The organism is Desulfogranum mediterraneum DSM 13871, from assembly GCF_000429965.1.
Lineage (GTDB): Bacteria > Desulfobacterota > Desulfobulbia > Desulfobulbales > Desulfobulbaceae > Desulfogranum > Desulfogranum mediterraneum.
In genome coordinates, this window is sequence record NZ_AUCW01000007.1 from 135,888 (window position 1) to 160,379 (window position 24,492).

The following is a 24,492-nucleotide window of genomic DNA, read 5'->3' on the forward strand; positions in this document are numbered from 1 at the left end:
TTTCGCGTTCAACCGGCTGCAGCCTGCGGCTGCCGATCCTGACTGAGGATAACCCCGCAGAAGACCAGAACCGAGGCCAGCAGCTGCCAGAAGCTCAAGCGCTCGCCCAGACAGAGGAAGCCGAGCACCACCGAGAAAACCGGTATCAGATTGATGAAGGAAGAGGCCTGGCTGGCCGGAATCCGACTGATCCCGAAGTTATAGAGCCCGTAGGCGCCCACACTGACAAAGGTACCCAGATAGAGGATGATCGTCAAGCCGCTCAGGGGCAGGGTGGAGGGCAGCTCCACCTGGGGGAGCAGCAACACGGGCAGGAAAAAGAGGGCCCCGACAAAACACTGGACTGCAGTCAGAAAAAAAGGAGGCAGATCTCTGCTTAAATATTTCATCAGAATAATGTATCCTGTGGCACAGACCATGGCCATAAACTCTAAGAAGTTGCCCAGCACCGGATTGGGCGCCTGCTCGGTGCTGGTGCCGGCAAAGGTGAGCCAGAGGGCACCCAAGGCGGCCAGGAAAAAGCCGAGGATGGTTTTCCCGGAAACATGTTCCCCCAGGAAGAGGCCGGCGGTCAGCGCCACCAAGAGGGGCAGCATGGTGGTGATCATCGAGGCCTGGGAGGCCGAGGTCTGCTGCAGGGCTGCGGCCTCAAAAAGAAAATAGAGGCAGGGCTCACACAGGGCCATCCCCAACATGGGCAAAAGATGGTGCCGCCTGAGCGGTACCTTGACAAATGCCCCCAGAAAGGGAAGAAAACAGAGTGAAGCAACCAGCAGACGCCCCAGGACCACCACCAGGGGATTGAGTTCAAAAAAGGAATATTTCATGGCCACAAAGGAACTCCCCCAGAGGGCCATGGCCGTCAACATGGCCAGGGTCGGGAGATATCGCCCCTGAGCAGAGATCATCGATTGTTCACTCCCTCTATGCCGCACCTTCATCGCAGATCCTATCTTGGTCGTTGTCTCTACCGGCACTGCCTGGCCGTGCTGGCCATCCTGATGCTGTGCAGTGCCTCTCCCGGGGCAGCAGCGGCTGCCCCCCTGAACCTGGAGCAGACCAGTCTGCACCAGACCGTCAGTCTATACCAGAGAAACAGCTGCCTGACCAGTGAGCAGATCGCCTATGGACAAGAAATATTAAAGGGGCTGAATTATACCAGCCAACGCGCTTTCCGCAGCCTCTGCCGCCTGCCTGCGCTCAGCTTCGCGCACTGTCAACGGGCCTGGTCCCTGCTGATCAACCACCCTCTCAGCTATGAACAGCTGCTCTCTTTTGAACAGTGGACCGCCCTGGAAGGCGTCGAGGTTGAGCAGGCCCTGGAGGGGTTGCCACGGATCCAGAGCCTCACCCCGGAAGCTGCCCAGGCCTTTCGCGCCACCCTCGGCTTGGCCGGGATCACCCCGGGGTATGCCCTGCACCTGGTCGACCTGCTCAACACCCTGGAGCCGGCGGTCAACCAGGCCGTCCAAGAGCTGGTCCTGCTTGAGGGGATGAGCGCCCGCAGCTTCACCGCCTCCCTGCTCACCATCAGCCGACTCCGTCCCGACCAGGCCCTCTGCGCCAAGGCCTTTGCCCGGATCCCGGCCATGGAAGCGGCAACCATGCTGGAGGCCCTGCCCCTGTTGGTCCGGCTGCGCCATGAGGATGCCTGGAACGGAGCCGCGCTCTTTGCCGCAGCCTCGAGCTCGCCTCAACAGGCCTGGGACTGGCTGGTCGCCTTCCTGACCCTGCCTCCGACGATCCAGGAAGAACAGCTCTCCCGCTTTGACCGATCCCAGAAGGGTGTACTGCTCCAGGCCTTCTCCGCCGCAGCCCCTGCCCTTATCCGCAAGATCAACGATCTCCATACGGTCACCGACCGCTTTGGCAGGGAACTCTCCAGCCGCAGTCTGCACAGCGCCTCGCCCCAGTCCCTGGGCCGGCGTTTAGAACGGCTCTCCCCCCAGACCAGGGACCGCTTCGCTCCGGCCTGGAGCGAGGCACTCCGGGCCGGGTCGTCCAGGGAGTTGGTTCGCCTGCTCCGCCAGGCCACGGCGGCTGAGCGCCACCAGCTGGCCGCGACCCTCAGCTCAGCCAACCTCTATGCCCTCCTGGCCCGGGGCAGTGAGCTCTATGACTCCTCGTTTCGTGATGTCCTGGTGCCGGTGCTGCTGGAGCGGATCAGCCAGCGCTTCGCCGGCGACCTGCTCTACTTTCTGCGTAGCGTGGACCCTGCTGAACTCCTGGTGGCCGACTTTATCACCAGCTGCGCCCAAAAGGGCAAGCTCCACAGCTTTTTCCCCAAGGAGCACCAGCGCCAGCAACAGGTCCTGGAGCTGGTGGCCTGTTCGGCCTTTCGCGACCAGGACGCCCTGCTGCTCTTCTCCGCGACCATGCTTCCCCTCTGGCAGGTGCTGGAGCCCCAGGCCCGCTCCTTTATGCTGGACAAGATGCTCGCTGCCGGCCGCCGGGCTCCGGCGGAAATCGGCCGGCTCATCGCGGTGATCGTCCAGTACTATCAACAGTATCACCCCGAACTGCTCAGCGCCAGCGACAGCCAGGCCATCAGGGGCCTGACAGCGACCACAAGGTTCTCAGGGATCACAGCCCTGGCCCCCTACTTCCGGACCCCCTTTGGCCAATGGAAGGTTGATGGCCGACTCTGCTCCCTGTCACTCTTCTACCCCGATGACGACGGCCGCCGCTCCTTTACCTCCTTTGTCAAGCTCCTCAGAGCCAATGGCTACAGCCTGCACACCGGGGAAGGTCCCCGACCAACAACCAAGGCCTACCGTTCAGCCCTGGACCTCGCCGCCTCGGACCGGCCTGGCGGGATCGGCGCCCTCTTTGAGCAGCTGCAGCGCCACCAGGGAACCCTTGTCTGCAGCCGCACCATCAACCAGGTCACTATCCACCATCTCCTCTCGGTCTACACCTCCCCCCAGGCCCAGCAGGCCCTGCTCCTGGACTACTTCCGCCAGGGCTATGAGATGCTGATCCAGCGTGGCCACAGCTACTGGCGCCAGGAACAGCTGATCGCTCCGATCACCGCCCTGAGGGAAGAGGGCAGGCTTCCCCAAGAGCTGATCCAGGCCAAGCAACGCTTCCTCAGCCTTGGTTCCTGCGGCGGGGTCCGGGCCTATACGGCCCTCAACCACCTCTTTGCCGGTTCGGTGGACATTCTGGCCACCATGGGCACCGGCCTGGCCGCCATCAACAACCCCTACAACATCTTCCTCCTGGAACTGGTCGCCCGGAGCAGTGAGGAGCTCTCCTGGGTGGAGGTGGCCCGACAGTCTGCACTCATCTTCCGGTCAGGCCGAGGCCGGGACTACCTCCAACCAGGCTCCCTGACCTCCCTGCTCCATAAAATCGTCAACCAGCAGAACCGGGAGGCCGCTCAGACGGCCCGACACCGGTCCCCGCACTCTCAGCAAGGATAAGCACCATGCCGGTCCATACCCGCGACTCCCTCGCCGCCCTCCTGGAAGGGACAGAGCCACTCCAGTCCCAGGTCTTTCTCGTCTTTGGCGAACGCTTTCTCTGTCAGGATGCGGTCAAGAAGCTGGAACAACGGCTGATCCAGCCCAGCGGAACCGTCCATCCCATCGATGGCGAGCAGGAGGAGATCACCACCCTGGTCAGTAAGTTGCAGAGCTACAGCCTGCTGCCCGGCAGACAGGTCTACCGGGTCAGCGACACCCGGATCTTTCACTCCAAGGCCATCGCCGAAAACATCTGGAACCGGGCAGTCAAGGCCCATGCCGCCAACAAGGCCAAACAGCTGAGCCAGGCCCTGCGCAACTTCCTGCAGATCGGCCAGTTGGAACAACCCGATCCCCCGAACCTGCTGGTGGAGCTCTCCGCCGCTGAATGGCAGCGTCTCTTCGCTTTTACCAAGCCCGGCGAGGATCTCTCCTGGACCACCCCGGTGCTGGCCGCCATGGGCAGCTTTGCCGCCAAGCCGCCCCAACAGGATCCGGTGGCCCTGCTGAGCGACTGCCTCCAGCACAAGCTGCCGGCCGCCACCACCCTGATCCTGGTGTGCGAAGAGGTGGATAAGCGCAAGAAATTCTACAAGTTCCTCAAAGAGCACCATACCATCATCGATCTCAGTGTGGAGGGCGGTGCCTCGGCCAAGGCCCAGAAAAGTCAGAAGGCGGTGCTCCTGGGGCTGATCAGAGAGACCTTGCAGACCCATGGCAAGAGCATGGCGCCCCAGGTTGGCGAGCGCTTGATGGAACGAGTCGGATTCCACCCGGTTGCCGTGGTCATGGAACTGGAGAAGGTGATCCTCTCCCTGGGTGAGCGTCGCCAGGTCGAAGCAGAAGACCTGGATGCCCTGGTGGGCAGGACCCGTCAGGAGGCCATCTTTGAGCTCACCACGGCCCTGACCCAGCAGAATCCAGGCCAACTCCTGGCCATTGCCGAACGGCTCCAGGCAGGCGGCATCCACCCCCTGGCCCTGATCGCCACCCTGCGCAACCTGACCCGCTCGCTGCTGCTCTTCCGGGCACTCCAGGATCAACCGCGCTACGGCTACAGCCCGTCCATGTCGGCCCAGGTCTTTCAACAGCAGTGTCTGCCCCTGCTCAAAGAGGAGGAAACCTGGAAAAAAGAGCTGGCCGGTCATCCCTATGCCCTCTACATGCAGTTCAAGACCGCGGCCCGCTACTCCTCCAGACAGCTCCAACAGTGGATGCGCCTCCTGCTCCAGGCGGAATTACGCCTCAAAGGTTCCCCGGTTAGCGCTCAGACAGTGCTCCAACACCTTCTGATCTCCATGCTTTCCCGACAGGAGTGAAGGAGCCAGCACCCCCAATGGCACCTTGAAAATTTACCAGGGAGCATTACAATACAGATAATAGTCAAGGGGGCCAAGACCACAGTAGCAGGGGGGTAGAGGGAGAGCACCTCCTGTGCCCATCCGCCAGCCACGCCCTTGAACGCGCCATCACCTTTCAACCCAATCCATAGAACACAGGCCTGACAGCAACCGATGACCAAGGAAGACAGCAACCTGCAGGAAGAGCTCCTCACCAGGGACAGGGACGCCTTAGAGGAACCACCTCTCTACAAGGTGCTCTTACACAACGACGACTATACCACCATGGATTTTGTGGTAATGATCCTGGAAACCATTTTTAACAAAGACAGCACCGAAGCCACCCAAATCATGCTCGATGTGCACCATCAGGGGATGGGCATTGCCGGCGTCTATACCCGCGAAATCGGAGAAACAAAGATCGCCCAGGTGCATCGCCTGGCCAAGAGTAATCAATACCCGCTGAAATGTTCTCTGGAAAAGAATTGCTAACACTCCAGGGAGGCCCGGGGAGCCTGGTCCGAGGCCACGCACCCCTTCCCCCTTGATAAGGATAGATATCATGTTAAGTAAAGAGTTGGAACAGGCCCTGATCAAGGCTATTAAAGAGGCCAAGAGCCACAGGCATGAATATGTCACTGTGGAACACATGCTCTACGGGCTGCTGCACGATGACCTTACCCGTCATATCATCGACAAGTGCGGCGGAAATAATGACAACATCAAAGACCGACTGGAACGTTTCTTCGAAACCGGCATGCCGGTGATCAAGGATAACGACGGCGATCCAGCCCAGACGGTGGCCTTTAACCGGGTGCTGCAACGGGCCGTCAGCCATGTCCAGAGTTGCGGCAAAAAGCAGGTGGATACCGGTGATGTCCTGGTTTCAATCCTGACCGAACCCGACTCCCACGCGGTCTACTTCCTCGGCTCCGAGGGTGTGGGACGGCTTGAGGTGGTGGAGTACATCTCCCATGAACTCCCGGAAAAGCTCCAGAACGAGCCGCGCAAGCAATCCGCCCCCCCCCATGGCGCCCCCAAGAAGAAAGCAGCCAACAGCAGCAGCGATGCCCTGGAAGAGTTCACCGTCAACTTTGCCAAACGGGCGGCTGAAGGCTCCATCGATCCCCTGATCGGCAGGGACGGGGAACTCCAACGGATGATGCAGGTCCTCTGCCGTCGCAAGAAAAACAACCCCCTGCTGGTGGGTGAGCCAGGGGTGGGCAAGACCGCCATGGCCGAAGGCTTGGCCCTGCGGATCCACGAAGATGCCCTCACCCGCCAAGAGGAGCAACCGGACCCGGCCAAGATGGTCCCGGATCTGCTCCGGGACCACGAGATCTATATGCTGGATCTGGGGACCCTGGTGGCAGGAACCAAGTACCGTGGTGACTTTGAAAAACGGCTCAAGGATGTGATCGCGGCCATCGAGAACAAGGAAAACTCCATCCTCTTCATCGACGAGATGCACACCATCATCGGTGCCGGCGCCACCAGCGGCGGCTCCATGGATGCCTCCAACCTGCTCAAACCGGCCCTCCAGGCGGGAACCATTCGCTGTATCGGTTCCACCACCTACGAGGAGTACAGGAACCATATCGAAAAGGACCGGGCCCTGTCACGCCGCTTCCAAAAGATCGACATCGAGGAACCATCGGTGGAAGACACCTGCAACATCCTCAAGGGTTTGCAGTCGCGCTACGAACAGCATCACAGCATCCGCTACTCCAAGAATGCCATTGGTGCCACCGCCGAGTTGGCCAACCGCTACCTCAACGATCGCTTCCTCCCGGACAAGGCCATCGATGTCATGGATGAGGTGGGCGCCTTCTTCCGGCTCCAGGGCAAGGTGGGCAAGACCGTAGGCGTCCGGGACATTGAACGGATCGTGGCCAAGATCGCCCGGGTTCCGGTGACCAGCAAGACCAGTGACGACACCAGGGAACTCCGCAGCCTGGACAAGAAACTCAAATCCACCATCTTTGGCCAGGACGAGGCCCTCCAGGCCGTGGTCCGGGCCGTCAAACGCTCCAGGGCCGGCCTGGGCAATCCCCAGTCGCCCACAGGCTCGTTCCTCTTTGCAGGCCCCACCGGGGTCGGTAAGACCGAGGTAGCCCGCCAACTGGCCCTGTCCCTCTCGGTCCACTTTGAGCGCTTTGACATGAGTGAATACATGGAGAAACACGCGGTGGCCCGTCTGATCGGCGCCCCTCCCGGCTATGTCGGCTTTGACCAGGGCGGCCTGCTCACCGATGCCATCCGCAAGCACCCCTACTCGGTGCTGCTCCTGGATGAGATCGAGAAGGCCCATCCCGACGTGTTTTCGATCCTGCTCCAGGTGATGGATCACTCCACCCTGACCGACAATTCGGGTCGCAGGGCCGACTTCCGCAACGTGATCCTGATCATGACCACCAATGCCGGGGCCCGGGAGATGAGTGAACAGCCCATCGGCTTCCTCGGTGACTCCAAGGGTAAGGAACAGAAGGCCATCAAGAACCTCTTTGCCCCGGAGTTTCGCAACCGGTTGGATGCCATGATCAGCTTTGCCCCTCTGGAGATGGAGACCGTGGAGCGGATCGTGGACAAGATGATCGTCGAACTCCAGGCCCAGCTCTCCCAGAAGAGCATCGGGATCTCCCTGACCCCCAGTGCCCGGCGCTGGCTGGCCGCCGAGGGCTATGAACCTGCCTATGGGGCCCGCCCCCTGCGGCGCCTGATCCTCAAGGAGATCGGTGACCCCCTGACCGAGGAGATCCTCTTTGGCGCCCTCAAGAAGGGCGGCAAGGTCAAGGTCGGGCGCAAAAACAAGGCCATGACCTTCAACTACAGCTAGCCTCCTCTTACCGCCGGCTGCGCAGGTCCTGGGACCTGGGCAACCGGCGGTCCCCCTTGTGCCTCTCCGTTCCTGAAGTACAATTTTTTAAACCCACCCCTCCTAGCTCGTTGACTTTCTAGCGGTTTAACGATACTATTCTCCTAAGAAGATAATCGTCCCCCGAGCTCTCAAAGCCTGTAAGCAGCTGCTTTGTAAGTATATAATGAGTTCGAGCTCACCTTGAAAACCCAGTGGAAGGAGAACAGAACCATGGTTAAAAAATTTTCAATGCTTGCTCTGGCCGGGCTGATGGCCTTGCCGGCCAGCGGCATTGCCGGTGCCGGCGCAGCGCCCCAGGACCTGGAACGAAAGATCGACGAACTGGCCCGCCAGCTCGATGCTCTCAAGGCCCAACTGGCGCAGCAGAATGAAGCCATGGTTCAATACGGCGATACGGTCGACGATATGGATGAACTGCTCTCTGAAAAATCTGAAGCCTGGGACCTGGCTGCCCGCTTCAAGTTTTACGGTGATTTCCGTGCCCGGGCCGATTACTACAGCGCCAGCAACCTCTTTGCCGCAGGCACCCCCCTGCAGATGACCGGGATGAACCCGGCCACCGGCCAGCCCATCTATGCCACCCAGTCCATGGGCAACCAGGAAAACGACACCATCCTGACCAACCGGCTGCGGCTCAACATGCGGGTCAAGGCCACGGAAAACCTGGAGTTCAAGGGACGGTTGGCCATGTACAAGGCCTGGGGCATGCAGTCCACCCCGGCCAACCTGGCCGGCGGCTACCCCATCTTTGACGGCAACACCACCCGCACCCCCAATGACTCGGCCCTCTATGTGGACCGGGCCTTTGTCAACTGGAACAACATCGGCGGCATGCCCATCTGGTTCTCCATCGGTCGCCGCCCCACCACCGACGGACCGCCGGCACATATCCGAATGGGCAACGACTCCAGGATGGCCACCCCTCCAGGCTACTTTGACTATCCCTTTGACGGTATTGCCCTGGGCTATGGTTGGGACTGGAACGTGGAGTCCATGGGGACCAGTCGGATCCGTTTCTGCTATGGCCGCGGCTTTGAAAACGGCCTCCAGTGGGACAAGGACACCAACCCCTATCCCCTGGATGACACCGACTTTGCCGGCCTCAGCTGGGATATACTCAAGAAGGGCTCCCGCTTCCTCAACCTGCAGGTCTTCGGGGTATACAACCTCTTCAACTACCCTGCCTTCAGCGATGACTTTGTCCGCTTCGGCGCCTCCTTTCCCCAGGAGGACGGCGGCTTCGGTCCGCAGATGGACCTGGGGCAGATGTACCATACCGCAGGGGTGTTCATGGACAAGGTCAGCAACCTGAACTACTTCATCGCCGGCGGCTGGAGTCACACCGACCCCAACGGCAACGGGATGTTCAACGACGTCTACGGTATGGCCATGGGCCAGGCCGGAGCCAACACCGGTTCAGAAGACGGGTACTCGGTCTACGCAGGTGTCCGCTACGACATGGACGATCTCGGTCTGAAGATCGGGGCCGAGTATAACTACGGTTCCCAATACTGGATCGCCTTTACTCCGGGGCACGACGACCTCTACATGTCCAAGCTGGCCACCCGCGGTAATGCCTACGAGCTCTACATGCTCTATGACCTGCCCACCGGCGAGGCGATCTCCAAGTATGCCCAGACCTTTATCCGCCTGGGCTGGCAGTACTATGACTACAACTATGCCGGCGGCTCCGACTACAACCTCAAGCCCTATGACCTGGACGACGAAAAGAGCGCGCTCCAGGCCCTGGGCCTCAACCCTGTGGAAAGCGCCCATCAGGTCTACCTGACCTTCGAGGCCTACTTCTAGCACAAAGCGATCTGTTTCCATTTTCTCCCGGAAAACGCCCGACAGGCGTTTTCCGGGAGACTGCCCAAGGTGCCCCGGTGCCCACTTCCAACCCCTCGATCCCCCTCCTGCAGAGCCCACTCCTGCCGACGCCCCATGGGATGTTCTGCCGCCACGGCGGGGTCAGTCCATCCCCCCATGCCAGCCTCAACCTCAGCTACCATGTCGCTGATCAGCCGGAACGGGTCCGCAGGAACCGGGCCCTGGTCAAGGCGCAACTGGACCTCCAGCTCCTGATCTCGGCCCAGCAGGTCCACGGCGATCAGATCCTGCGGATCTCTTCTCCCTTGGAACCTGCTGACAGGGTCGAACCCTACGGCTACGACGCCCTGATCACCGATCAGCCGGGGATCGGTCTGCTCATTCAACAGGCCGACTGTCAGGCGGTGCTGCTCTATGACCCCCACCACCAGGTGATCGGGGCCATCCACTGCGGCTGGAAGGGCAGCGTCTCTGGTATCATCGGCAAGACCGTGGAACGCTTGGCAAGAGAGTATCGGAGTGTCCCCCGGGAACTGAGGGCAGTGATCAGCCCCTCCCTGGGGCCATGCTGCGGGGAGTTCATCCACTACCGCGAGGAACTCCCCCGGTGGATGCACCGTTATCAGCCGACAGCCGACCATTTCGACTTCTGGGCCATCAGCCGGCACCAGCTTGCGCAGGCCGGCCTGCCGGCTGAGCAGATTCAAACCAGCGGCATCTGTACCCGCTGCAACCTGGACTACTTCTCCCACCGTCGCAGTGTGGCAGCAGGTCAGGCCTGTACCGGCCGCAACGGCTCGGTGATTGCCCTGGCGGCCAGGCAGACGCGACCCTAAACCGACAAACAGGGACGTCACTCGTCAGCTCGACCAGCAGGCCGCAGCCCGCGGGCTACCACTCAAAGTCGCAGATCAACGGCGCATGGTCGGAATAGGTGATGGTGGGGATTTGAAAGTTGACCACCTTCAACTCCGGGCTGTGCAGGATGAAGTCCAGTTCCCGTTTCGGGCTTCTGGAGGGATAGGAGGGTTTCTTCTCAGGATTGGCGCTCACCAGACCGGTGGCTCCCAGGAACAGTTCCAATTCACGTTTTCCCCAGAGGACATTGAAATCACCGGCCAGAATCACCGGTCGATCCACCTCCCGGATGAGCCGATAGAGGCGCTCCAGCTGGTACTGCCGATTCTTGTAGGTCAGGGAGAGGTGGACCAGGAAGACCGTGACCCGCTCCATGCAGGCCTGGATAATCAAACGCTTGACCCCTTCCTCGAAATAGTGAAAACGATGGCTGACGATCTCCATCTTGGAGAGGATGGCATTGCCCTGGGATTTGAACAGCGGCATCCGGGTGGCCATGGAGTCAAAGGCATACTTGGTCTCGATCACATGGTCAAAAGCAAGTTGCCTGGCAATGTTCTCGGCCTGACACTGTTGGGAGGTCCGAAACGAGCCGCCATCCACCTCGACCAGGCCGATGATGTCCGGTTGCACCGACTCCATGAAGGAGACGATCTTCTTGAGCTGACTGCCTGAGCGTTTCAGGTAGCCGGCAAAGGGAAAGGGCAGGTGAAAGCGGGTGCCGTGGCCGGTGGCATAACGAATATTATAGAGTAGGAATCGCAAATTCTGGTCCTTGCGGCTATCTTATTTTCAGGATGTTTCGATCACCCGCAGAGAGGTGCTGGCCCCGAGCATCTGCCCAGCCCACCGTTGTTGGAGCGCCGGGGGCAAGCTTGGACTATCGCCAAGAACGGCAGCGCAGGTCAGAGAAGAGGGCCTCTTGCAAGAGGTGGCTGCTCTCGCTTCGCGAAAAAACTCAAGGCGGACTCAAGAACTGCGCAGACCGAAGACCCCCTCTTTACTGCTGCTGAACGCCGGATTCATCCCCCCCCTGCGGCCGGAGCCGTTGCCCTTGGACTTGACACTCTTCTCTGGAAGGAGTTCTGGAGCCGGCCCGCCTGCCTGCTCCTGCTGAAACGACTCGGCCTTGACCTCAAAGCTGCCCAGGGACTCCCGATAGAGCCCGTAAAAGCGTGAGCAGTCGCGGAAGTAGCTTTTCCGGCGTAACCACTTGGGAAGATTCTGCTCTTTACCCAGGGCATGAAAGGTGGGCAGGTTGATCAGCAGGGTGGCCAGGGAATCCTTGGCCATGCGTTTGATATTGAACTGTTCACCGATATGAAGATCAAGCTCAGCCCGGATCTTCTTGGCTAGCTGCTGATAGGCCTGACCGCGCACCTGGGTCTCAAAGAGCTTGAAGTGCCGCAGGGCCCAGGGCAGAAGGAGCACGGCCAAAAGCATGAACTCCGGAATCTGCACCGCCTTGCCCTCTTTCCTGGCGCCCTGCAGCCGATCCAGAACCTGCAACAGGCGCTGCAATTCTCCCCAGACCTGCTCCCTGGAGGAGGGGTCCTGGAGATAGGGGAGATACATGGGAAAGAGGGTCTCCCAGAGGGTGGTCTGGAGACAGAGCTCGGCCCAGGGCAGACTGGCTCCGGACTGGAGGTCTTTGAGGATCTCATCGCGGAGGCGAGAGGGTGGGCAGAGGCTTAATTTCTCAGCATGTTTCTTGATGGCCTCCAGGGTCTGCGGATCAAGGAGAAAGCCGGTTCTGGCGGCATGGCGCACCGCCCGCATCATCCGTACCGGATCTCGGGTGAAACGCCGGTCAGGGTCACCCACCACCCGGACGATCCCCTGGTTGAGATCGTTGACCCCGCCGGTATAGTCTATGATGGTGTTGCTCTCGATCTCATAGAACAGGGAGTTGATGGTAAGATCACGGCGGAAGGCGTCCTCTTCCAGGGTACCAAAGGTGTTGTTATGGGGCAGGACCTGCTCCGGACCATTGAGATCAAACTCACTCTGGGAACGGAGGGTAGAGACCTCGATGATCTTGTTGCCGCGGAAAAAGACCTGGACCAGGCGGAAGCGCCTGCCGATGGTCCGCGAGTTGCGAAACAGTTTGCGCAGCTGTCCTGGTCGGGCATCGGTGGAGATATCAAAATCCTTGGGCTGCTTCCCCAGGTAGAGGTCACGCACCCCTCCCCCCACCAGGTAGCCCTTGAAACCGGCATCTCTGAGCCGGTAAAGGACCTTAAGGGCCTCCAGGTCAAGTTGAGCCTCGCGAATCGGGTGTTCCGACTCTGAGATGACCAACCGCTCTCCCTGCCCTTCTCCCGGGCCGGCTATGCCGGCTATACTACCTGGTGTTTCGTCCACGTCCATCCACTCATACTGATAATTCCCTCTATTGCCCCTGCCATCATCTCCACCGACTCAGGCCTGGACCCGTTTCTCTTTATAGACCGCTTCCGCAGCCTTGACAAAACGATCAAAGATCTCCCGCACCGGCAGGATTTCATTCATCTTATAGGTATTGGCTCCGGAAAAGAACAGGCCATTTTCCAGATCGCCCTCAAGGGCCGCAGTGAGCCGGTCATTGATACAGTACTTATAGCTGCACTTCTTCAGACACTTGAACTCGCACTTCTTGGCCGAGACATCTTCTCCCTGTTCCATCTTTTGGATAAAGGGGGTTTTCACGGCCCGACCGGGAAGCCCCACCGGGGAGGGCACCAGGACGATGTCTTCTTCCTGGGCCCCGAGATAGGCCTGTTTGAACTCGTCTGCAACCGCACACTCCTCACTGAGGACAAAACGGGAGGCTATCTGGACACCGTCGGCACCGTAGTTGTCCATCATCTCGGCCATCTCCACCCCATTGGTGATCCCGCCGGCGGCGATGAGGGGAACCTTGGAGACCACCTTGCGGATGGCAGGGAACATGTCGCGCAGACTCTTGTCCGTACCCAGGTGCCCCCCGGCCTCGGTGGCCTCGGCAATGATCGCGGCAGCGCCCAGCTTTTCCGCCAACTTGGCAAAGTTGGGGGAAGAGACGATGGAGACTATGGGAATATTATGCTTTTTCCCGATCTTGAAGATATCCCGGGAAAAACCGGCGCCGGTGATGATCATATCCGCACCCGCCTCGATGGAGCCCATGACCAACTCATAAAAGTCCTTCATGGCGTACATGATGTTCACGGCAATAACGCCATCGGTGGCATTCTTGGCCTTGCGGATATCCTCCTTCAACTCATCCACCGGAATCCCGGAGCCACCGATGGTGCCGATACCACCACATTCGGCCACAGGAATGGCCAGGGCCGAGGTGGACACCCGCACGGACATCCCCCCCTGGATAATAGGGATCTTGGCTATAAATGAGCCTATTTTCAGTTCTGGCAATTTCATGCAACACTCTTTGGTTTAAAATAATAAAATGCAACAATTTCCGGAGCCATGGCCATGGAGAACACTCCTCGACACGACCTGTTCCCCCCTTGGCCGGGTGGTTGCCCACCCTCCACCTTTGCCATCTCCGCCAGGAGCGGCCCTCTCTTTCCAGTCACAGGGTGGCACCGGTACAGCCGTACTATATCCTTTTTAGCAGAAATGCGCCACACCGGCTTGACTTTTCGCCCGTTTTGCAGTTAAATTTTTCGTTTTTCCCACAAGATTATCCTGCAATCCAAAACATACTACGGTATGTTTATTTGTATCCCACAACGGAGTACCCCTTTGAAAATTCAGGCTATTAATGGCTTTAAAGATATTCTGCCGGATCAGATGCTGCTCTGGCGACGGATTGAGCACACAGCGGCCGAGGTCTTCCAGCGATTCGGCATGCGGGAGATCCGAGTACCGCTGATGGAAAAAACCGAGCTCTTTGTCCGCTCCATCGGTGAGGCCACGGATGTGGTCGAAAAAGAGATGTACACCTTCAGCGAGAAGAAGACCACCATGCGTCCCGAGGCCACGGCCTCGATCATGCGGGCCTTTATCGAGCATGGTATGCATGTCCAGCAACCGGTGCAACGACTCTTCACCATCGGCCCCATGTTTCGCCACGAACGGCCGCAAAAGGGACGACTCCGCCAGTTCCACCAGCTGGATGCCGAGATCGTCGGCGCCACCGAACCCCAGGTCGACGCCGAGCTCATCGCCATGGGCCAGCTGATTTTAGACGAACTGGGTCTCTCCACCAGCCTGGAGATCAACTCCCTGGGCTGCCAGGAATGTCGCCCCCCCTACCGCCGGAAGCTGATCAGTTTCCTCGAGGAACAGCGCGAAGAGCTCTGTGAGGACTGCAGACGACGGACCCATAAAAATCCCCTGCGGGTGCTGGATTGCAAGAAGACTGCCTGCAAAACAATCGCCCACCAGGCGCCCTCCCTCCTGGAGGACCTCTGTGAGGGCTGCAGCAGCCACTTTGCCCAGGTACAAGAGGGCCTTGACGCCCTGGAGATCCCCTTTACCCTCAATCGCTTCATGGTCCGCGGCCTGGACTACTACACCCAGACCACCTTCGAGTTCCTCACCGCTGATCTGGGCGCCCAGGCAGCCGTGGGTGCCGGCGGCCGCTACGACGGCCTGATCGAACAGCTGGGTGGGCCTGCACTCCCCGGGATCGGCTTTGCCATGGGCATTGAACGGCTGGCCCTGTTGATGGAACAGAACGCAGAGGAGCCCCTGGAGCAGCAGACCGATATCTTCCTGGCTGCCCTGGGTGAGCAGGCGCCCCAGCCCTGCAGCCGCCTGATCCACCAGCTCCGCAAGGATGGCCTGAAGGCTGCCATGGACTACAGCGGCCGCAGTCTCAAGGCCCAGATGAAACAGGCCAACCGCTGCCATGCCCGCTTTGTCCTGATCATCGGGGACAGCGAACTGGAACAGCAGCAGGGCGTACTGCGCAACATGCAGAGCCAGGAGCAGCAATCCTTTCCCCTGACCGGGTCCCCCCAGGAGCAGAGCCAGTCTCTGCTCCGGCTGCTGCAACTATAACATCCGAACATTCCCCGCCCCTGCCCCGGATGCACAGCCGGGCCGGTGGGTTGATCACTTATCGAGCCCGCCTCTGGCGGGCAGTATACTTCTGGAGAGATAGAGCTATGGAACCAATGGGCGCGCTACAGCGTACACATAACTGCAACGAGCTGGACCAGAACTTTCTGGGCCAGGAGGTCACCCTCATGGGCTGGGTGCTCCGCCGTCGCGATCACGGTGGGGTCATCTTCATCGACCTGCGGGATCGCTGGGGCATCACCCAGGTGGTCTTCAACCCGGAGATCAACCCGGAGATCCACGCCAAGGCGCACCAGCTCCGCAGCGAGTGGGTCCTGGCTGTACGCGGCAGGGTGGAACGGCGGCCCGGTGAGATGGAAAATCCCAAGCTGAAGACCGGTGCCATCGAGATCCTGGTGGATCAACTGACCATCCTCAACACCAGCCAGACCCCCCCATTTCCCCTGGATGAGGACAGCGAGGTCTCCGACAATCTCCGCCTCCAGTACCGCTACCTGGACCTGCGACGGCCCGAGGTGGCAGCCAAGCTGGTCATGCGCCACAAGGCCCTGCAGACCGTACGCAACTATCTCAACGACCAGGAGTTCCTCGAGATCGAGACCCCCATGCTGACCCGCTCCACCCCGGAGGGCGCCCGCGACTACCTGGTGCCCAGCCGGGTGCATGCCGGCAAGTTCTTTGCCCTGCCCCAGTCACCCCAGCTCTTCAAGCAGATCCTGATGATCTCCGGCATGGACCGCTACTACCAGGTGGTCAAGTGTTTCCGGGATGAGGACCTGCGCGCCGATCGCCAGCCCGAGTTCACCCAGATCGATATGGAACTGAGCTTCGTCGATGAGCATCGGATCATCTCCATCATGGAGGGCATGGTCAAGACCCTCTTTGCCGCCACCATCGGGGTGGAGCTCAGCCTGCCCTTTGCCCAGATGCGCTACGAGGAGGCCATCCGCCGCTTTGGTACGGACCGGCCGGACACCCGCTTCGGCTTTGAACTGGTTGACCTGACCCAGGCCCTGACCGGCTGCGGCTTCAAGGTCTTCAACTCCATCATCGACAAGGGCGGAGTGGTCAAGGCCATCAATGCCAAGGGCTGTGGACACTTCTCCAGAAAAGACTTGGACGACCTCACCGAGTATGCCTCCCGCTTCGGGGCCCGGGGCATGGCCTGGATCAAGATCAAGGAAGAGGAGTGGCAGTCACCGATCACCAAGTTCTTCAACGATGAGGAGATCGCGGCCATGGGCCAGGCTCTGGATGCCCAACCCGGTGACCTGATCCTCTTTGGCGCCGACATGCCCTCCACGGTGCACCAGGTCCTGGCCGAGCTGCGGCTGGAGCTGGCCCGTCGCCTGGACTGCATCGACCAGGATCGCCACGACTTCCTCTGGATCACCGACTTCCCCATGTTTGAATATGATGAGGAGGAGAAGCGCTATACCGCCATCCACCACCCCTTTACCGCGCCCCACGAAGACCAGCTGGAGCTGCTGGACTCGGATCCGGCCGCCATGACCAGCCGGGCCTATGACCTGGTGCTCAACGGCAACGAGATCGGCGGCGGCTCCATCCGTATCCATGATCCCGAAATCCAGGAAAAGGTCTTCAAGGCCCTGGGGATCGAGGCCGAAGAGGCCCAGGAGAAGTTCGGCTTCCTGCTCAAGGCCCTCGCCTTTGGGGCCCCGCCCCATGGCGGCATCGCCTTTGGGGTGGACCGGCTGCTGATGCTCCTCACCGGCTCCAGCTCCATCCGCGAGGTGATCGCCTTTCCCAAGACCCAGAAGGCCACCTGCCTGCTGACCGAGGCCCCGGCCCCGGTGGCCAGGAAACAGCTCACCGAGCTCCACCTCCGCCCTGACTGGAAAGAGGAGTAGCATCGCCGGCTGCCTGCAGCCGCAGTGCCATTAAAAGCCCATCCACGACAGCACTGTCGGGATGGGCTTTTTTCTTGGCCGGGGCGATACAGCCTCTAACGGCAAGCGCCCCAGCAGGAAAGGCAGCTCAGGCGAGAAGACAGAGAGGCGATCCTGTTTACCCCTCCATGCCTGCCTTCTGTTCCCTGGTCGAGGCGGTTAAGGGCAGGGTAAGGGTAAAGGTCGTGCCAACCCCTGGTTCGGTTGTAACCTCCAGGCTGCCCCCATGTTTTTGGGTGATCACATCATGGCAGATTGCCAGCCCCTGACCGGTTCCCTGGCCGACATCCTTGGTGGTGAAGAAGGGATCAAAGATACGGGAACGAAGCTCTTCCGGGATGCCGCTGCCGTTGTCCTGGACAGAGAGGCTCACCGTCTCTGCAGTCGCCCTGGTGCTGATCCTGATCTCCCCCTTTTGCCCCTCTGGATTATCACCCAGTTTTTCTTTAATGGCATGCGCAGCATTCACCAGGAGGTTGAGGATCACCTGGCCCATCTCATCGGCGAGCACAGGTACCAGGGGCAGAGCAGGGTCAAATTTTCTATTGATCTCGGCCAGGTACTTCCATTCGCTGCTGGCAACGGTTATGGTCGTTTCAATGAGCTTGTTAAGGTTGCACTCTTGCTTTTCCCTTGTCCCTGGATGAGAAAAATTTTTCATGGCGCGGACGATATTCGTTACCCTGTCAACACCTTCCCGGGACTGATTGATGGCAGCCGGTACCTCCTCACTCAGATAGTCCCAGTCAGCTTCCTCAAGGACGGCAGCAATCTTCGCGGCGATCGCTGCAGGTGCAGCAGCCTTGATCTCTTCCAGGGACTGGATAATACCTTTGATGTCTTTATAGGCATCGTCGAGAAACTCCACATTGGTTCCGATAAACTGGGTCGGGGTATTGATTTCATGGGCGATTCCGGCTGCAAGCTGACCGACTGATTCCAATTTTTGAGCGTGGAGCAGCTGTGCCTGGATACGTTCTTTTTCCCGTTTTGCCTCCTGGCGTTCGCTGATATCACGGACAATGGCGATATACCTGGGATCGTTTCCAGGAGGGATGACGTACTTGAGGAGGACCTCAACAGGAACCTGCTCTCCGCTCTTTGCCTGATGGACCGTTGTAAAGAGCCGGGATTCAAGCTCCCTGTTTTTCAGAGAGTCAAGCAGTTCCCGAAACCCCTGGGGAGTGAAGTCGGGTTTCAGGTCCAGAGGCGTCATGGTCAGGAGCTCTTCCCTGCTATACCCTACCTGCAGACTGGCGCCCTGGTTGACATAGATGAAGCGCAGGCTCTCCGGTTCAAACACAAAGACACAGTCGATCACCTGGTCAAGGGTCTGGTTAAAGCTGTTCAGGGTCGCCTCCTGGAGTTTCACCAACTCGTCGGCCATGACATTGAGGGCAAGCCCCATCTCTCCCACCTCGTCATGTCCTTCGGGAAGCCGCTCGGAGAGGTCTCCCTTTGACATCTTCTCTGCAAAGGTGAGCACATTGGAGATGGGATCAGTGATGGTGCGGACAATGTAAAAACTGAGGGCAACGGCAAGGACGGTACTCAATGCCGTGATCAGGAGACTGAACAAGATGGTCTTACGGGAGGAACGTTGCAGGACCTCTTCAATCACCCCATTGGAGGCAGCGATGGTCTCATCTATCTTCCAGAGGGCCTCATCGGTCGTATGGTGAATCTCCCGGGCGACCTTGTTCCTGGTCTGCTCTGCAGCAGCCTTGGTCTCCAGGGATTGACTGGAGATATTCTTCCGGGCAATCTGCCCCTGCTCCTGAAGTATTGCCAAGAGACGCGCCTCCAGATTATTGATCGTCTCTCTCACCCGGGCAGAGGACTCACTGATGCTGTCGCTGATCTTCATCTTCTCCACCAGCAGATCCGTAATAACCTGTTCAATGTTTTCGTCCTGGATAATGGTGCTGCTCTCTATCTCCTGATTAATGGCAAAGTTGACCTTATTGGTCAGTAAACGCATCTCTTCGCCTATAACCTCTGACTGGAGCCGAAAATCCCTGATCACCGTGGTAAACAGGTTGCGTTGGCCGCTTTCAATCGCCGCACGCAGGGTAGCAAATTTGCTCTCAAGCTCCCTGGCCAGCTGTTTCTTCCTGGGGCTATCAAAGGGCCTGAGCCCCTGAAAGACCACTCCCCAGAGCTCATCAAGCTCATCCAGCAACTCTTCCTGCAGCTGCCAGAGCAAGGCATCCACCCGCTTCATGGTGCTTGCCAGTCTTTCCAGGCCATCCACACTGATTGTCTTGAAATTGTTGACATTGAAGATTGCCATACTGGCGAGGATCCCCAGGGAGGCGTTATCAAATTCCAGGATCCTGTTCATGGAATCTGTAGAAACCGCCAGGAGATTGTTCAGGGTCTCGTTGGTGGTGTGATGCTGTCTGTTCAGGGTGGTGCTCACGTTATCGGCAACCCCGCCGACTTCATCCCGAACAACCTGGTAATACCGCTCCTGGTGCTGCTGGGTTGTTGCCATCACATTTTCAATGGCTGTAATCCCACTGGCTTCCATGACCCCATCCGAGGCTATACCCATAACCTTCTGCATTTCCTCGCCAGTCAGCTGCTGAAGCTCCTCCAGATTTTTGGTAACGCCCCGTGAAGCCGTCTCCTTGCCCCGGTCTGAAAACAGAAAGGTGGTGGTCATGATCGATATGCCGATAAAGAGACTCATGAAGATGATATAGATGAGCAACTTGTGCTTAAACTTCAGATGGATCTTATTCACGTGCGTCTGCCTCGCTGATGATTTCCTGAAACAGATGGGGGGCGAGCAAAGATTCCAGGGCAATGGACCTATAGAGTATCTTGAGCTGAATGACCTGCTCCAGATAGGTATCGAGACGATCAATATCGGCCGGCAGCGGCAGGAAACGGATCCCCCCCATCTCCTCCTGCAGAGAATAGTTGACGATCTCCTGGTCAAAACCCAGAGAAGGCAGGGGGCCCGGCTCTGCCCGCTGTCCATGGTCCTGGAGAAAAACACAGGCGCTGACCAGGCTTGACAACCACTCCTTGAGCGCTGCTCTCCAGCCTGATTCAAGCAGATGGGATTTCACCACCAGAACGGAGAGCAAGTTGCCGGCCAAGTGCTCATCCTGGTAGAGAACGGCGGAGGCAATACCTCGACTGAAGGCCAGGGTGGCAAAGGGTTCGGGATAGTAGAGGGCATCGATTCTGCCGGATCTCAAATCATCAAGCGCCGAGTTGAAGGGGATATTGATCGTCTTGTAATCCAGGCCATAGCGGAAATTCCGCTCTCCAAGGGCCTCCTTCAAGAGAAGATTTTCCGTAGAATCAAGGCCTGGCAGACCGATCACCTTGCCTTTGAGAGAGGAGTAGTCGCCCGCTTGACGGGAGAAGAGGAGCGAACCGCCAAGGGTGAGCGAGCCAAGGATCTTGACCTCAACCTCATCGGCAGCCATGCTCAGGACAATCGGTACAGGGAGGAGCGCGGCATCAATGGCGCCGACCCGAATTGCCGCCTCAAGGGAGGTAAATGAGTTATACCTGAAGAGTGAGAGCTCGATGTTTTTAAATCGTAATCGGTCCTTGTGGTGGGAGACGATGAGGGGCAGTTGAGCGACGATAGGGAGATAGCCGACATTCAGCCTCCGAGGCGGCGACTGGCCGAAGCTGGAACTGAGCGGAACAAAGAGTATCGGCAGGCACACGGTTAACACCAGTCTGAGCAGCATAGTATGCATCCATCCTCCTTATCCTGTAGAAGTACGCAGCCTGACAGCCCCCTGATCTTGCCGGCCAAATCCATTGAAACACCTTTCAGCAGCAGTGGTACTCCCTAGGGCTCCCCCTGGGGGCGCTCATCAAAAGGCTCCAGGGCAACCGGGTTCTCTTCCCGGCTGCGGGCAAGTTCCTCACCCTGTTTGCTGCTTATAATCTCAAAGAGATCCCACTCATCCCTGCTTGCCGCAGGAGACTTCCCCACAGCTATATAGGTTGGATGAATTCCCTGATGATCCCAGGAACGCCAATACTCTTCTTCTCCCAGGAGTTGAAAACGGTGCCCTTCAAGGGCCTCTATAACCTTTTGAGCATCAAAAGAGCGGGCCCGCTCCACGGCAGCGGCATACTGAAAGATGTTGACCCAGGCGGTGGCGGCTGAACTGCCAGGCTTTTTCTGATAACGGGCCTCAAAGAGATCAACAAAGCGTCTGGAGCCCTCATACCTTTGCGCCATGCCGTGGTACCAGGGCATGGAGGTTATCACCCCCTGCATGACTTCCGCGCCAAGGGAGTGGGCCATGTTCAGTTCCATGAGAGGCACCACCACGGCCATCTCAGAGCGTAGATTGAGCAGGGTTACCTGCTTGAGACAGTTGATCATATCCTGGCCAAAGAGGACCAGGACCAGGACGTCGGGTCGGGCTTTTTGGGCACGCAGGAGCAGGGAGATGAAGCTCTTGGTCCCCAGCTTGGTGGGCATCTTGAGTATCGTCCTGGCACCGGCTCCTTCCACGACCTGCTGCAGGGATTGCTGGACCGTCTGACCCCAGGTGTAATCTGCATAGAGAAAGACATATCCGGCGCCGTCCCCGAACTTGTCAGCCAGGAGTCCTGCCATGGCCTTGGCCGTCTGGTGACCATTATTGAACCAGCGGAAGCTGTGCCTGTGGCCGTCTCTGCCGGTGGTGGCGTTGGAGTGGCTGAGCCCTGCCATGAAGACCACCCCCTCTTGCTGACAGACCTCAGCTTGGGCAATAGCCGAGGCAGAGCTGGAACCACCGGTTATCATCACCGCCTCATCCCGTATCAGATCAAGGGCGTTATTTCTCGCCACCCCTGCCTTGGTTTTGGTATCTCGTACGGAATAGACAACCTCTCTGCCAAGGATCCCTCCCTGGCTGTTGAGTATCTTGATGGCGAGCCTGTAGGCCCGTAACTGATCTTCTCCCTGCCTTGAGTAGGCGCCGCTCAGGGGCACATTGAGACCAATGAGAACGGGCTCCGAGGCCAAGGCGACCAGAGCAAGATGGGATGACGTGATCAGGAAAACTACAACAGAGCAGACAAGATATCGGACAAGCACCATTACCGCCTCCCTCCGGAAGATGGGTGAAGAAGCAGGAGACCACGGCTTTTCCAGATCGCCGCGACTCCGCTACTGCATATTATCGGTTGTTTTTGCGGTCAAGTCAACGCTGACAGGATCTTCCCGATGGCGTCGGCCTGGCCCCGCCCTCTGTGCCGACAGCTCTCGCCTCCCTGCCAGGGGCGGCGGGCGACTTGGCCCCTTTCCACCAAGACCATCTTGTTGCCAAAGAACAAAAATTCTGTATACTGCCGGCTACAGCTGCATCCATGGGATGGCAAGAGGGAAGACGGGACAAAGCCGTCACCCACCGGGCTGGCTTGAAAGATGATTCTTTTCGATCAGGCTCAAGGCGCACGATCCATTATTCCGCAGGCATATAACGGCTATTCCGCGGATAAGATCTTGAGCGTAAGGCCGAGCTCGGCAGAAAAAACAACTTTTCAAGCTGGCCACCGCCCATTGCAGTATCCGAAGCCTGCAGCGACTGTTGCCCGTGGACTACAGGTATGCATCCCCTACAGGGAGTCACTGGGTACTCTCCCGGGAAGGCCGTCGCTGTCAGGAAACTTCATACCTCAAAAGACCTGCCTGGAGACGCCGCTCAAGACGATCGGCCTCAAGGGCCAGGCGCTGCTCTCAACATACATCCAAACTATCCGCTCCACCGGCATCAGGCGTGATCCCGAGGGGGCATGCCACCCTGTTGCCGTCAAGCCTGAACGGCGCTGCGGCAAACAGAGGCGTATCCCAGGCCCCTTGTGCCTGCTGGAGCTATCCAAGGAGAGAAACAGGAATGGACCATAGCATCAACAGACAATTCGGACAGCTCATCAGCCGACTCATCGCCGGGGAGCACCTCTCTGCCGAGGAATCGTACCAGGCATTCTGCATGGTTGTGAACAACGAGGTGACCGAGATGCAGCAGGGCGCCTTTCTTGCGGCCTTGACCGGGAAAGGGGAAACCGCAGAGGAAGTAGCCGGTGGCTGGAAGGCCATCTATGAGCTGGACACGGCCAAGGTTGCCCTGAACAGGGACCTTGGGCTCGTCGACAACTGCGGCACAGGCATGGATAGCTTCAAGACCTTTAATATCAGCACCGCCGCCTCCATCCTGGCGGCAGCAGGTGGGGTCAGGGTCGCCCGTCATGGCGCCAGGGCGATCAGCTCGGTCTGCGGCACCGTGGATATGGCCGAGGCCCTGGGGGTGGACGTGGAGTGCGATGTCTCCTGTGTGGCCCGCTCCATTGAAGAGGCAGGGCTTGGCCTGTTCAACGGGATGAGCCCCAAGGTCCACCCCGTGGCCCTGGGCAGGATCCTCTCCCAGATCCACTTTGGCTCGCCGCTCAACATCGCCGCCTCCCTGGCCAATCCCGCTCTGCCCAGGATGGGTGTCCGAGGGGTCTATGCCAAGGAGTTGATCATGCCGGTTGCCCGGGTAATGCAGACCATCGGCTATACCGACGCCACGGTGATCTACGGCACCATCACAGACAGTGACCAGGGAATGGACGAGGCCTCGGTCTGCGGACCGACCTATGGGGCCAGGTTGAGAGGGGGAGAGATCCATGAATTTACCCTAAGGCCCGAGGCGTGCGGCCTGGTGAGCCATGCTCCCGATCCCCTTGCGGCTGACCCTGACCGCGAGCAGGCCGCACTACGGATGGTGGCCCTGCTCCATGGCCGGGATGATGCCGTCCGCAGGGATGCACTGCTGCTCAACACGGCCCTCCTGTTTGAACTGACCGGCAAGACGGCAAGCATTGAACAGGGAGTGGCCCTGGCAGAAGCCTGCCTTAACCAGGGAAAAGCGATCACCACCCTGAGCAGATGGGTCAGGCACCAGAACCGCGATCCAGAGCAGGGACTGGCCAGGCTGCAGGGACTGATCGGCCAGGTGCAGTGATGGAGCAGCTGCTTATCATCAAGGCAGGAGCCGATTATTTCCGTTTCCAGGGGTCGGGCCACAGCCGCTGCAGCCTGCAACAGGCGAGTGTCTATCCCCTGGCCGCGGCACAACAGGTGCGCACCCTCCTGGCCGGTTTGCATGACCAGGGTCTGACAGAGGCCGCGATCCATCTCCTGACCATTACAGAAGAGCCCTTTGCAGGGTTCAGGGAGTAAG

At 59.1% G+C, this 24,492-nt stretch carries 17 protein-coding genes; 10 read left to right on the top strand and 7 right to left on the bottom strand.

All coding sequences use genetic code 11. The annotated features are described in order from the left end of the window. Positions 1 to 8: 8 nt before the first annotated feature. Entirely contained in the window at positions 9 to 941 is a 933-nt protein-coding gene (locus G494_RS0103735; protein WP_232362472.1) for a DMT family transporter, read from the bottom strand. On the opposite strand from G494_RS0103735, the gene G494_RS21755 reads away from it, so the two are divergent. The 6 genes from G494_RS21755 to pgeF all read left to right on the top strand — a co-directional run bounded on the left by G494_RS21755 (position 927) and on the right by pgeF (position 10,351). Beyond that, complete coding sequence (locus tag G494_RS21755) at positions 927 to 3,425, top strand: hypothetical protein (RefSeq protein ID WP_051305350.1); 2,499 nt, start codon at positions 927 to 929, stop codon at positions 3,423 to 3,425. The two genes, G494_RS0103735 and G494_RS21755, sit on opposite strands and share 15 nt — an antisense overlap. 5 nt (positions 3,426 to 3,430) lie before the next feature. Continuing rightward, positions 3,431 to 4,786, top strand: a complete 1,356-nt coding sequence (gene holA, locus G494_RS0103745) for a DNA polymerase III subunit delta (protein ID WP_028583458.1) — start codon at positions 3,431 to 3,433, stop codon at positions 4,784 to 4,786. Between the two features lie 195 nt (positions 4,787 to 4,981). Next, the gene (clpS, locus tag G494_RS0103750; protein ID WP_028583459.1) at positions 4,982 to 5,299 is read left to right on the top strand and encodes an ATP-dependent Clp protease adapter ClpS; all 318 of its coding nucleotides are present in this window, start codon (positions 4,982 to 4,984) and stop codon (positions 5,297 to 5,299) included. Between the two features lie 70 nt (positions 5,300 to 5,369). Further along, a complete protein-coding gene (gene clpA / locus G494_RS0103755; protein WP_028583460.1) occupies positions 5,370 to 7,643 on the top strand; it encodes an ATP-dependent Clp protease ATP-binding subunit ClpA in 2,274 nt (757 codons plus the stop codon). Between the two features lie 252 nt (positions 7,644 to 7,895). Further along, entirely contained in the window at positions 7,896 to 9,494 is a 1,599-nt protein-coding gene (locus G494_RS0103760) for a DUF3373 family protein (RefSeq protein ID WP_028583461.1), read from the top strand. 77 nt (positions 9,495 to 9,571) lie between these two features. Beyond that, a complete protein-coding gene (gene pgeF / locus G494_RS0103765) occupies positions 9,572 to 10,351 on the top strand; it encodes a peptidoglycan editing factor PgeF (protein WP_232362473.1) in 780 nt (259 codons plus the stop codon). A gap of 55 nt (positions 10,352 to 10,406) precedes the next feature. Here the strand turns inward: pgeF and G494_RS0103770 are convergent, their stop codons facing one another. The 3 genes from G494_RS0103770 to G494_RS0103780 all read right to left on the bottom strand — a co-directional run bounded on the left by G494_RS0103770 (position 10,407) and on the right by G494_RS0103780 (position 13,772). Beyond that, on the bottom strand, positions 10,407 to 11,138 hold the full coding sequence (locus G494_RS0103770) for an endonuclease/exonuclease/phosphatase family protein (RefSeq protein WP_028583463.1): 732 nt from the start codon (positions 11,136 to 11,138) through the stop codon (positions 10,407 to 10,409). A 204-nt stretch (positions 11,139 to 11,342) separates the two neighbouring features. Beyond that, positions 11,343 to 12,737 (bottom strand): polynucleotide adenylyltransferase PcnB, encoded by a 1,395-nt coding sequence (pcnB, locus tag G494_RS0103775; protein ID WP_232362474.1) that lies wholly within the window; start codon positions 12,735 to 12,737, stop codon positions 11,343 to 11,345. A 57-nt stretch (positions 12,738 to 12,794) separates the two neighbouring features. Further along, complete coding sequence (locus tag G494_RS0103780; protein WP_028583465.1) at positions 12,795 to 13,772, bottom strand: NAD(P)H-dependent flavin oxidoreductase; 978 nt, start codon at positions 13,770 to 13,772, stop codon at positions 12,795 to 12,797. A 327-nt stretch (positions 13,773 to 14,099) separates the two neighbouring features. Between G494_RS0103780 and hisS the strand changes: the two genes are divergently transcribed. Both hisS and aspS read left to right on the top strand, forming a co-directional pair. Next, complete coding sequence (hisS, locus tag G494_RS0103785; protein ID WP_028583466.1) at positions 14,100 to 15,362, top strand: histidine--tRNA ligase; 1,263 nt, start codon at positions 14,100 to 14,102, stop codon at positions 15,360 to 15,362. A 107-nt stretch (positions 15,363 to 15,469) separates the two neighbouring features. Next, positions 15,470 to 17,254 (top strand): aspartate--tRNA ligase, encoded by a 1,785-nt coding sequence (gene aspS / locus G494_RS0103790; protein WP_028583467.1) that lies wholly within the window; start codon positions 15,470 to 15,472, stop codon positions 17,252 to 17,254. 157 nt (positions 17,255 to 17,411) lie between these two features. Here aspS and G494_RS25075 read toward each other — a convergent pair whose 3' ends face one another. From G494_RS25075 to G494_RS21765, 3 genes are all read right to left on the bottom strand, one after another. Continuing rightward, positions 17,412 to 20,042, bottom strand: coding sequence for an ATP-binding protein (locus G494_RS25075; protein WP_051305352.1), 2,631 nt, complete (start codon positions 20,040 to 20,042; stop codon positions 17,412 to 17,414). Further along, a complete protein-coding gene (locus G494_RS0103800; RefSeq protein ID WP_084456361.1) occupies positions 20,035 to 21,021 on the bottom strand; it encodes an ABC transporter substrate-binding protein in 987 nt (328 codons plus the stop codon). Before G494_RS0103800 ends, G494_RS25075 begins: the two co-directional genes overlap by 8 nt. Positions 21,022 to 21,116: 95 nt before the next feature. Beyond that, positions 21,117 to 22,367, bottom strand: coding sequence for a substrate-binding protein (locus G494_RS21765; protein ID WP_051305353.1), 1,251 nt, complete (start codon positions 22,365 to 22,367; stop codon positions 21,117 to 21,119). A 796-nt stretch (positions 22,368 to 23,163) separates the two neighbouring features. Here G494_RS21765 and trpD point away from each other — a divergent pair. Continuing rightward, positions 23,164 to 24,273, top strand: a complete 1,110-nt coding sequence (trpD, locus tag G494_RS0103810; protein WP_028583469.1) for an anthranilate phosphoribosyltransferase — start codon at positions 23,164 to 23,166, stop codon at positions 24,271 to 24,273. Further along, positions 24,273 to 24,491 carry a hypothetical protein gene (locus G494_RS0103815; protein WP_028583470.1) on the top strand — a complete coding sequence of 73 codons (219 nt, stop codon included), beginning with the start codon at positions 24,273 to 24,275 and terminating at the stop codon, positions 24,489 to 24,491. The genes trpD and G494_RS0103815 overlap by 1 nt, the downstream gene beginning before the upstream one ends. The last annotated feature ends 1 nt before the right edge of the window (position 24,492 follow it).